The organism is Cellvibrio sp. PSBB006 (assembly GCF_002162135.1).
GTDB lineage: Bacteria > Pseudomonadota > Gammaproteobacteria > Pseudomonadales > Cellvibrionaceae > Cellvibrio.
The window spans coordinates 2,339,124-2,350,016 of record NZ_CP021382.1 but is presented as its reverse complement, the minus strand read 5'-3'; the positions used below and the strand labels follow the sequence as shown (position 1 = coordinate 2,350,016).

Below are 10,893 nucleotides of genomic sequence, written 5' to 3'. Positions count from 1 at the left end.
TCTGTGCGAGTTAAGTGCGCACAGATTCGTTTTTGTCCCCCGTTGGTTTTACTTTTATTTCTGCTTGTTTGTTGGTCGACTTTCCGCGCATTTTATCTTTCCCTTCCGTCCCCATTTGCGTTTATCCTCCAGTCATCACCCGTTTGTGAGGGAGGACTTATGTCTAAAATTGCTTTAATTACCGGCGCTTCATCCGGCTTTGGCGAAGCCTGTGCGCGCGCGTTTGCGGCGGCGGGTTATGCCCTGATTTTGGTAGCGCGCAGCGAAGAAAAATTGCAACAGCTGGCTGCGGAGTTGCGCCCCTCGACGGCGGTTCATGTGGCCTGTGCAGACATGATGGATGCCGTAGCGGTAAAAGCCCTGGTGCAGAACCTGCCCGAGCCGTTCCGCGCGGTGGATGTCCTGATCAACAATGCCGGCCTCGCACTCGGTGTGGCGCCCGCCTACGACGCCGACCTGAATGATTGGGAAACCATGGTCGACACCAACATCAAAGGGCTGATGCGCATCACCCATCACCTGCTGCCGGGCATGGTGGAGCGCAATCGCGGACACATCATCAACATGGGTTCCGTGGCGGGTAGCTGGCCCTATCCCGGTGGCAATGTCTACGGCGGAACCAAAGCTTTTGTGCAGCAGTTTTCGCGCAACCTGCGTGCGGAATTACTGGGCAAACAGATCCGCGTTACCAATCTGGAGCCGGGAATGGCGGAAACCCAATTTTCCATCGTGCGTATGAAGGGGAACACCGAGAAAGCGAGCCAGGTTTACGAAAACACCCAGCCACTCACGGCCGGGGATATCGCCGACATCGCGCTCTGGGTTGCCTCATTACCGCCGCACGTCAACATCAACACCCTGGAAGTCATGCCCACCTGCCAGGCCTGGAACCCCTTCGCCGTCAGCCGCGACATGTAATTCCCTCGTCCCGTAGGTCGGATTAGCCGCCAGGCGTAATCCGACACCCAATTGCCCTGAATATACAAACCATATATATTCCGTATATTTTTAAGGCTAGAGACAACCCCATGGGTATCATCAAAATCACCGACGAATTACACAACGACCTGCGCGACGCCAGTCGCGCCATGGCGCGCTCAATCAATGCGCAAGCGGAATACTGGATGCGCATCGGCATGTTGGCGGAACTGCATCCGTCGCTGAACTATCAACAACTGACCCGCCGGTTATTAAAAACGGGAACCATGCCTTTGCTGGAGTTGGTAGATGAACTCGATCAGGATTAAAGACGCCGACGACCTGGCGAAGATGCGCCACGCCGGTCAATTACTCGCCCAGGTATTTGTCATGCTGGATGACTTTGTGCGTGAAGGTGTGACGACCATGGAGATTAACCAGCGCGTGGAAACCTTCATCACCAACGACTTGCAGGCGCGCCCGGCCAGCAAGGGCCAGTATGATTACCCCTACGCGCTGAATACCTCGGTGAACGAAGTGGTGTGCCACGGCATGCCCAAAGCCAATGAAAAACTGAAATCCGGCAGTATTGTGAACCTGGATATCACCCTCGAAAAACACGGCTTTATCGCCGACTCCAGCAAGATGTACATGATCGGCGACGTATCGCCAGCCGCGCGGCGTTTGGTGAAAACCACCTATGAAGCCATGTGGGCCGGTATTCGTCAGGTAAAACCCGGCGCGCGCCTGGGTGATATCGGCCATGCAATCCAACGCCATGCAGAAACGGCAGGCTACAGCGTGGTGCGCGAATACTGCGGCCATGGCATCGGCCGGCAAATGCACGAAGAGCCGCAAGTGTTACATCACGGCAAACCCGGTACCGGTGTGACCTTAACTGAAGGCATGGTGTTTACGATTGAGCCGATGATTAACCAGGGCGACTATCGGGTAAAAACCTTGAAGGATGGCTGGACCGTTGTAACGCGCGATAAAAAATTATCCGCACAGTGGGAGCACACGGTTGCAGTGACCGCGACAGGTTTTGAGGTGCTGACGCTGCGGCCTGAAGAAACGCCATAGATTAATTCCCTTATCCTATGATGTAGCTTGTGGCTTAACGCTGCCACTTGGTCAAATTCATCGAAGGTGGATGATCAACATTGTTGTAAAGGCGTTCGCGATACAACAGTGACGGCAAGAGCACGTTGGCCAAGGCGCGCTTCACCGATGCAGACTCGGGTGGTTGTCGGTCAAGCGACAATATTTTGGTTTGCGCGTTGTAGTGCGCGGCAACGGCTGTTTGGTCAGGCTTTAAGATGGTTACCCGCTCTTGCTCCATCACCGCATAATAATCTTCAAATTGCATAATGGCGCGCCCAGGGCTTTGCATATCCTGGCTGAAATCCCGCCCTGGCATCGGGTGGGTAGATGAAATGCCCATCAAACTTAATAGCGTCGGCGCTAAATCAATCTGGCTGGCTACCGGGCGAATGTGTTGGGGTTGAATATCTGCTCCGAGGATGAGCGCAGGAATGTGAAATTTTTCTACCGGAACCAGATGGTTTCCATAAACCCGATTGTCATGATCTGCGACGATGAGAAAGAGTGTGTCTTGCCAGTAATCACTGGCTCTGGCGCTACGCATAAAATTTCCCAGCGCATAATCCGCATACTTCACCGCATTGTTAACGGTTTGCTTGGGCTGTTCATACAATGTGATTCGCTCATCCGGAAATTCAAACGGCGAATGATTGGATGATGTAAAAATTAAACTAAAAAATGGCTGCTGACGTTGGTGAAGTTGTGTTAACTGAAGGTGCGCGGTATTGAACAGGTCTTCGTCACTGGCGCCCCAACTACCGATAAAGGTCGGTGCAGGCATATCTTCTAAATCTACGATTTGACTGAAACCGTTGCCCGTAAAAAAACCGCGCATATTGTCAAAGTGGGCTTCTCCTCCATAAACAAATTGCGTGTGATAACCGCGGTCGCTCAGGAGGCTCGCCAGGGTAAAAAAATTCTGTTGTGCCAAAGATAGTTTGACAACACTTTGCGCGGGTGTTGGCATGAAGCCACTGATAACCGCTTCAATTCCCCGCACGGACCGTGTGCCGGTGGAATAAAGATTTTCGAACCACCAGCCCTCGTTTTTCAGTTTTTCAAGCTCAGGTGTCACCGCTAATCCCCCCAGGGATTCAACAAAAGTCGCCCCCAAACTTTCCTCAAGAATAATGACCAGGTTAAGAGGTTTTGTACGTTGCCTGCTGCTGATGTGTTCGTGCAGGGTGGGATAATGACTGTTGTGAAATTCATAGGTCTTTAACCAGGGCCAGTCCAACGCCGTGCTTATGATTTCCTTGCGGGGTAAGTGGCCATACACGTCGCTGGAGCGAGCTTCATGTTTCAAGCTATAGGCTGCATAAAGCACTGAGTAACTTGAATTAATAATCAGAGAATTGACCAGGGGATCACCGGTTATGGCGAAGAGTGCGGGGTTGGCCGGGCGGTGATCCGTCGTTGACCGGATAGCGGCAAAGAGGGCGAACAGAATCAAGGGCCAGGTCAACCAAAGTCGCATGTCTGGCCAGTATTGGAATGATGATGTGGTTCGATGTAACACGCGCGCAATGACAACGCTGAGTATTACTGTGAGCAGGATACCGCCGATAAAAAAGCCGCGAAAGCCATGCCACAGTGTGCTGAAAACTTCTTTCGGATACTTCAGGTACTCCAGAAACAAGCGGCTGGGCCGCACGTCATATTGCAGAATAAATCCAGGCGTTGCCAATTCCATGAAGATCAGGATGATTAAACCGAGCACGCTCCAGCTGTAGGTAAAAACCCACCAGCTTCGCGAGTTTCTTGCCCTGGCCCAAAGCGGAGCCAGTATAACGGGGAGCACCAGCCATGCAGCAAGAATGATTAAATCTGCGCGTACCCCCTGTAGCAAAAACGATTGCCAATCAATAACGGTAAACACACGCTCATACTGCCACCATCCCAATGCCAGCCGCGACAGGCTCAGCAGCAGTAGCCCTATCACCATAAAAACGAACAGTAGTTGATAGGGCCCGGTAAACCGGGCAACACCGTGATATTTTTGGCGTGAGGTATTCATGGATTGGGCCATCTTCATGCAAAGGCAGTAGAGCATGAAGATGCTTGCTTAAGGGAGGCTTAAGGCTGATGTGAGGAGGTTACATAGACCGATGCGGCGAGCGATGTAAATTATTGCAAACGATGAGGTGTTAAGTTTTCCTTAAGTTTTGCCCGATATCGTGCAACCTGAAGCAGATGCCACAGGTTGTTGCTATGAAAGAACTGATTAGCTCGTTAGATACTGTTACAGACACTACCAATGCTGAATCCTGGCAAATACCGCACCTACCACTGGTCAAGACGCCTCGGTTCGGTTTGCATGCGCGTCTTACACTGGATAACACGCCTGATGCAGAACGACTTGCGCTTGAACATTATATTTACCAACGTTTTTTACAGGCGCATAACGCCCGGGTCACACATTTTTTGCCGCTGATTGTCGGTCTGCGCTGTCGCAATGTTTATAGCGCTGCCGTTGGACTCGCACCTGCGGTTCTTGGAAACCTGCCTCAATCATTATTTGCAGAGCGCTATCTTCCGCAACCGATTGAAATGGCTATCGCCAATCGCTTGGGTGGTGATGTTGACCGCAGCCGAATAGTGGAAATTGGCAATCTGGTATCCAGTTGGAAAGGCAGCAGTCTGTTGTTGTTTATTTTTCTCAGCGAGTTGATTGAGCGTCTGGGTTATCACTGGGTGTTATTCACAGCAACTCGCGAGGTTGAAGCCCTTTTGAAGCGGTTGCAATATGCACCGGTTATCCTTGCCGATGCCAATCCTGACGTTTTGCCGGATGCGGGCGAAAGTTGGGGTAGTTATTACCAGCGTCAGCCGCGCGTCATGTTCGGGGACGTGTGTTCAGCGGTAAACAGCGCACGAAAAAACTCCCTGTACCGTACCGTGGTGGCGGTGATGGATAGCCAAATTAACACGATGTGCGCGCACTATCAGGCGCTACTGAAAGGCGTTACGCCTCTTGCTTCTGCAGACAGCCTTGCCGGGGTTGTTCATGAATAAGGTTCTTTCGGCGATTTATGATCATGCGGCCCGGACACCGGAGCAAGTTGCGTTGCAGTCTGAAGCAATTACACTCACGTATTCACAACTGGTTGAGCGGGTAACAGTACTTGCGCATTGGTTACAGACGCAAGATGTTAGACGTATAGGTCTGTGGGGTGAGAATTCAATCGAGTGGATTATCGCGGATCTGGCTGCATGGCAGGCGAATGTCACGCTGGTGCCTTTACCACTGTTTTTTTCCAAAACACAATTGCAACATGTCATCGATCTTGCACAGCTGGATTATGTATTGGTGTGTGGTGATATTGCTCCTGTCGTTAGTGCGTCAAAGCGAGTCGCAACGCCGATCGAGCGTCTCTCATGTGATGAATTGCGCCGCCCGGCCCGACAACCTGGGCAGGTTGATAACACTATTGCCAAGATTACCTTTACATCGGGCACCACCGGGAATCCCAAAGGCGTTTGCCTTTCACATCACGCGATTGAACACGTTACGCAAGCATTGGCTGAAAAAATCTATTGCGACTCAACGAAAGGTATATTGAATAAACATCTCAATTTACTCCCCCTCAGTACTCTGCTGGAAAATGTCGCCGGTGTTTATGTTCCACTCTACCTGGGGAAATCGGTGGTCGTTCTGGCGGGAAAAGATCTGGGTTTTCTCGGCAGCTCGCAGTTGTCACTGCCGGTACTACTCAAGGTATTGCATCAATACCAGCCTAACAGTTTGATTGTGTTACCGCAGATTTTACACGGACTGGTTACCGCCGCTTCCCAGGGTTATCCATTGCCCCCTTCATTGAAATTTGTGGCTGTTGGTGGCGCACACACCCCGCCGCAATTAATTCAGCAAGCGCGGTCGTTGAATATTCCTGTTTATGAGGGATACGGTTTGTCCGAATGCGCGTCCGTAGTGAGTTTAAATCACCTCACGGCGGACAAGCCCGGCAGCGTAGGTAAACCATTGGCTCATGTTCAGGTAAAAATACAGCACGGCGTCATTCTGGTTCGCGGCAACGGCCTCAACGGTTATCTGGGGCAGCCAGCCACGCACGATGAATGGTTCGATACCGGTGACGTGGGCCATATTGATGAAGAGGGATTTCTGTTTGTCACCGGTCGTAAAAAAAATCTTTTGATCAGCAGCTATGGCCGCAATATTTCACCGGAGTGGATAGAGGCAGAGTTGCTTCTTGGTCGGCATGTCGAGCAAGCAATGGTCGTGGGCGACGCCCAGGCCTATTGTTGTGCGATTGTCGTTCCAGCAGAGCCCGAGTGCGACCCCTGTATGATATTGAGCGACATTAATCGGATTAATAAAACGCTGCCGGACTACGCCCGTATTCATAAAATTATTCTTGTGCGGGAACCTTTTTCAACAACAAACCATTTACTCACCGACAACGGTCGCTTGCGTCGAGAGGCAATTCTTTCTCGCTACGCGCAAGCAATAGATGCTCTTTATACAGAGCATCTATCCAGTCAACATCCAGGAGTTATCTATGACCTTTTATGATCGACTACACACAGAAACCGAGCTGGAGCGCCAATATTTATTGAACTCGCCGTTGATCAAGCGATGCATCGGTCAGGGACAATTCAGCTTACAGGAATACATTGCCTTCCTGACAGAAGCTTATCATCACGTAAAGCACACAGTGCCGTTGCTGATGGCGGTCGGTAGCCGATTGCCCATGACGAAAGAACCTTATCGAGTCGCTATCGCGGAATATATCGACGAGGAACTGGGGCATCAGGAATGGATATTAAACGACCTGGCGGCCTGCGGTGAAGATAAAGTAAAGGTGCGCAACGGTCGACCAAATGTAGCAACGGAACTGATGGTGGCTTATGCCTATGACACGGTCATGCGCAACAATCCCATGGCATTTTTCGGCATGGTATTTGTGCTGGAAGGTACCAGTATCAGCTTGGCTACACAGGCAGCAGATATTATTCAGCAGCATCTCAAACTTCCCAACCAAGCGTTTTCCTATCTTCGTTCCCACGGGAGTCTGGATCAGGAACACATGGTGTTTTTCGCAAAATTGATGAACGACCTTACAGACATTAATGACCAGAATGATGTGATTCATGCAGCAAAGATATTCTTTCGTCTTTACGGAAATATTTTTCGCTCCATTGAGCAGCCGCTGCAAACCGCAGCAGCCTGATTCGCCGTCTACCGGATTATATGGAAGGGCATGTTATGAAATTAACAAACAAACTCATTCTGCTTACCGGCGCGAGCGGTGGTATCGGGCAAGCGATTGCCCGACGCCTTGCCCGCCGAGGTGTGCGGTTAATTCTGGTTGGTCGTTCCGCGCAACGGTTGAATCACCTGGCTCGGGAAATAAACCTGCGGGCCAGCGGTGGCTTTGTGTTGGTGGCGGATATCACTACGCCGGCTGGACTTGATGTTATTCGCACGGCCTTAATGGCATTGCAGGAACCATTGGACGGTTTAATTAATTGCGCAGGTATTAATGTTTTCAGTTTCCTGGCTGACATGGAAGTAAAAGACATTGAACAACTCGTTGCTGTCAATGTTACCGCACCGCTATTGCTGACGCGTATGGTGTTGCCTTTCTTGAGTCGCGTCGATAGCCGGATTGTGAATCTGGGTTCCAGCTTTGGCGGTTTAGGTTATCCCGGTTACAGCGTCTATTGCGCCAGTAAATTTGCCTTGCGTGGTTTTAGTGAAGCCTTGCGGCGAGAGCTGGGTGATAGCCATATTCAGGTCGCATACCTTGCTCCTCGCGCAACACAAACAGATCTTAACAGTGCCACTGTTAATGCGATGAACGAGGAGCTGGGCAACGCGGTGGACTCTCCTGAGGTGGTTGCTGGTGCGCTGGAAAAGATGCTGTCTGCAAAGCGTATGCGCGATCAGAATATCGGCTGGCCGGAACGGTTCTTTCTCCGCATCAACAGTGTATTGCCACAGATAGTTGATCTGGCGTTGCGCAGCCAATTACCTGCTATACGCCGTTTTGCGCAGTCCGACAAAGCAAATGATTTGCCGGCAACGCCAAATCGTATTTCTCTATAGCCGTTCATTGATGAGGTTACGCTATGAATAACATGTTGAAGATAATTTTTACCTTGATGATCGTCTGTTTATCCGCTGTTATCTCCGCGGAGGCTTTACCAACAGATATCGTCTATCTGCAAACGCGCTGGGCCGAAATTAAGTATCAATTACCTGAGGGGCAGCAAGAGAAAGCATTTTCTACTCTGGTGTCTGAAGCGGAAAAAATGCGTATCAATCACCCACAAGAGGCGTCCTACCTGATCTGGGAAGGCATTATCCGCTCAACCTATGCAGGGGCAAAGGGCGGCTTGGGTGCATTGGACCAAGTCAAGCAAGCAAAGCAGTTGTTTGAGCAGGCCATCGCGCTGGCACCGGATGCTATTGCGGGCTCTGCTTATACCAGTTTAGGTTCGCTTTATTATCAGGTACCCGGCTGGCCCCTGGGTTTTGGTGACGATAAGAAAGCCAAAACCATGTTGCTAAAAGGCTTGAGCTATAATCCAGAAGGCATTGATGCCAACTATTTCTACGGCGATTTTTTGCTGAATCAGAAGCAATATCAACAAGCATTGCAGGTGTTTGAAAAAGCATTGCTCGCGCCGCCAAGAGGTGGTCGGGAGCTGGCAGACGAAGGTCGTAAAAAGGAAATCGAGGCCGGTATGCTTGCGGCGAGAAAACATCTATGACGGGTATCCCATGGTATGCGAATTCTGTTGGTAGAAGACGATGCCTTGCTGGCGGATGGTATCGTCAGCGCGGTGCAGCAAGCAGGTTTTGTGGTGAACTGGCTCTCTTCCGGCAGAGCGGCTTGTACCTATCTGGTGGCTGAGCCGCCAGATATTTTATTGCTGGATCTGGGCCTGCCAGATATTGACGGCATGGATGTGCTTAAGCTGGTCAAGCAGAAAAAATTACCCACGCAGGTATTAATTCTGACAGCGCGCGACAGCACGGATGCCAAGGTAGCCGGCCTGGATTGCGGTGCCGACGATTACCTCACCAAGCCTTTCGCACGCGAAGAATTACTCGCGCGCCTGCGTGTACTGGAACGGCGTTTGGGTAATGCTTCGTCCGCAATTATTCATGTCGGCCCACTGAGTCTCAATACCACACATCAACAGGTATCGCTTGATGGCGTGCAGTTGATGTTATCCCGCCGGGAATACATGCTGCTAAAAGCGCTGGTTGAACATGTAGGTGTTATTCAAACCAAAGAGGGACTTGAAGCCAAGTTATATAGTTGGGGCGATGAAGTAGCCAGCAATGCTATTGAGGTACACATTCATAATTTGCGTAAAAAATTACCGGAGAATTTTATTCGTACGGTGCGCGGCATCGGCTATATGGTGCCTCGTCCATGAAGTCTATTCGTCGTTTTCTGGTAATTACCTTGCTGGCGATTGTGACCTTGGCCAACTTTATCGCGGCAGTGCGTGGTTACCTGGGGAGTATGGATGAAGCCGGGCAGTTATTTAATCAACGCATGATGCAGCAAGTAGACTTGCTTAATTACACCTTGCCGGGGCTATTGGAGCAGATCCGAACGCGGCAAGATGTTTTGCTCTTGCCAGAACGTTCAATGGATAACGGCGCCTCTCTGGAATTTCAATGGATTGATAATGATGGTCAATTGTTGGCTCGGTCGGCCGCAATGCCGCCAACGTTGGTGGCACCACTTGAGCCAGGATTCAGCTTTGTCAATTTTGATCAATATCGTTGGCATTTACTGATTACACCGAGTGCGGATAAAAAAACTTGGTTCATTCTGGCCGAGCGAGATGATCAACGTTATCGCCTCGCAGAGTCCATGATCTTACAAGCTGTCTACCCAATGGTGTTGGCCATCCCGCTTATCGGTGTGATCATATGGTTGGTTTTGGGCATAGGATTAAAACCTGTCAGCCGGTTAGCGGAGGAGTTGCGTCAGCGGGAAGCGACAGATTTACACGCTCTGGAGCAGCGGGACATGCCGATCGAATTGGTACAACTGACGCAGTCAACTAATGATCTATTGCGGCGTCTGAGTGCGTCTTTTGCACGCGAAAAACGCTTTTCTGCTGACGCGGCTCACGAACTGCGGACGCCGATTGCTGCTTTAAAAATTCATTGCGACAACTTATTGCTGGAACAGAATCCGCCTTTGGCGTCTGCGCTCAAGTTACAGGCAGGCGTACAGCGAATGCATTATTTGGTCGAACAAATTCTTTTGCTAAACCGTACAGCACCAGATCATTTCATGGGGAAATTTGAGCCGACAAATCTAACCTGCCTGATAAAGGAAATGATTGCCGAGCACAGTGAAATGTTGGAAGCCAAACACCAGCAGATTGAGTTTGAGGGTGATGACTGTTGGGTAATGGGCGACCGTCCGGCGTTGGAAACACTCTTCAATAATTTATTAAGCAATGCCATAAAATACACCTTGACCCATGGGCGAATTGCCGTCAATACCTGGCAGCGTGGCAGCAAAGTGGTATTGGAGGTTATGGACAATGGCCCTGGTATTCCCGAGGGGCAACGAGAACGGGTCTTTGACCGTTTTTACCGCGTTGATGGTGATCGTCATAATTCGCAAACACCCGGTTGCGGTTTGGGGCTATCCATTGTTAAACAAGTCGTGGATTTGCACGGCGCTTGTATCCAGTTGACGCAAAGTCGCTTCGAGCGTGGGCTTTTAGTGATGGTCACCTTTGCTGCATATGTACCTTCCGCTCAGGACATGCGAAATCGGCAAGCCAGCCAATATGTGCGTGATAAATCACCGCTGGAAGATGAGGCTTCTACCCATGAATAAAACACGGAACCGTTATTTTTTATGG

Annotated in this window: 11 protein-coding genes; 10 read left to right on the top strand and 1 reads right to left on the bottom strand. The window is 50.5% G+C overall.

The genetic code is table 11. The features are described from left to right. Positions 1–159: 159 nt before the first annotated feature. The 3 genes from CBR65_RS09790 (at position 160) to map (ending at position 2,001) form a co-directional block, all read left to right on the top strand. Positions 160–918, top strand: coding sequence for an SDR family NAD(P)-dependent oxidoreductase (locus tag CBR65_RS09790; protein WP_087466679.1), 759 nt, complete (start codon positions 160–162; stop codon positions 916–918). Between the two features lie 110 nt (positions 919–1,028). After that, positions 1,029–1,247: a ParD-like family protein gene (locus tag CBR65_RS09785; RefSeq protein ID WP_087466678.1), complete on the top strand. Its 219-nt coding sequence runs from the start codon at positions 1,029–1,031 to the stop codon at positions 1,245–1,247. Next, positions 1,228–2,001, top strand: a complete 774-nt coding sequence (gene map, locus CBR65_RS09780; RefSeq protein ID WP_087466677.1) for a type I methionyl aminopeptidase — start codon at positions 1,228–1,230, stop codon at positions 1,999–2,001. Before CBR65_RS09785 ends, map begins: the two co-directional genes overlap by 20 nt. Positions 2,002–2,035: 34 nt before the next feature. Here the strand turns inward: map and CBR65_RS09775 are convergent, their stop codons facing one another. After that, complete coding sequence (locus tag CBR65_RS09775; protein ID WP_087469006.1) at positions 2,036–4,039, bottom strand: LTA synthase family protein; 2,004 nt, start codon at positions 4,037–4,039, stop codon at positions 2,036–2,038. Positions 4,040–4,233: 194 nt separating this feature from the next. On the opposite strand from CBR65_RS09775, the gene CBR65_RS09770 reads away from it, so the two are divergent. From CBR65_RS09770 to CBR65_RS09740, 7 genes are read left to right on the top strand one after another with little or no spacing between them, the layout of a single operon-like run. Next, positions 4,234–5,037 (top strand): thermostable hemolysin, encoded by an 804-nt coding sequence (locus tag CBR65_RS09770; RefSeq protein ID WP_157672028.1) that lies wholly within the window; start codon positions 4,234–4,236, stop codon positions 5,035–5,037. Further along, a complete protein-coding gene (locus tag CBR65_RS09765) occupies positions 5,030–6,556 on the top strand; it encodes an AMP-binding protein (protein WP_087466675.1) in 1,527 nt (508 codons plus the stop codon). Before CBR65_RS09770 ends, CBR65_RS09765 begins: the two co-directional genes overlap by 8 nt. Further along, positions 6,543–7,214 carry a TenA family transcriptional regulator gene (locus CBR65_RS09760; RefSeq protein ID WP_087466674.1) on the top strand — a complete coding sequence of 224 codons (672 nt, stop codon included), beginning with the start codon at positions 6,543–6,545 and terminating at the stop codon, positions 7,212–7,214. Before CBR65_RS09765 ends, CBR65_RS09760 begins: the two co-directional genes overlap by 14 nt. A 35-nt stretch (positions 7,215–7,249) precedes the next feature. Then, positions 7,250–8,092: an SDR family oxidoreductase gene (locus CBR65_RS09755; protein WP_087466673.1), complete on the top strand. Its 843-nt coding sequence runs from the start codon at positions 7,250–7,252 to the stop codon at positions 8,090–8,092. Between the two features lie 23 nt (positions 8,093–8,115). Then, on the top strand, positions 8,116–8,760 hold the full coding sequence (locus CBR65_RS09750; RefSeq protein ID WP_198300927.1) for a hypothetical protein: 645 nt from the start codon (positions 8,116–8,118) through the stop codon (positions 8,758–8,760). A 15-nt stretch (positions 8,761–8,775) separates the two neighbouring features. Continuing rightward, complete coding sequence (locus tag CBR65_RS09745) at positions 8,776–9,435, top strand: response regulator (protein ID WP_087466672.1); 660 nt, start codon at positions 8,776–8,778, stop codon at positions 9,433–9,435. After that, positions 9,432–10,868, top strand: a complete 1,437-nt coding sequence (locus CBR65_RS09740; protein WP_087466671.1) for an ATP-binding protein — start codon at positions 9,432–9,434, stop codon at positions 10,866–10,868. Before CBR65_RS09745 ends, CBR65_RS09740 begins: the two co-directional genes overlap by 4 nt. Positions 10,869–10,893 lie beyond the last annotated feature (25 nt).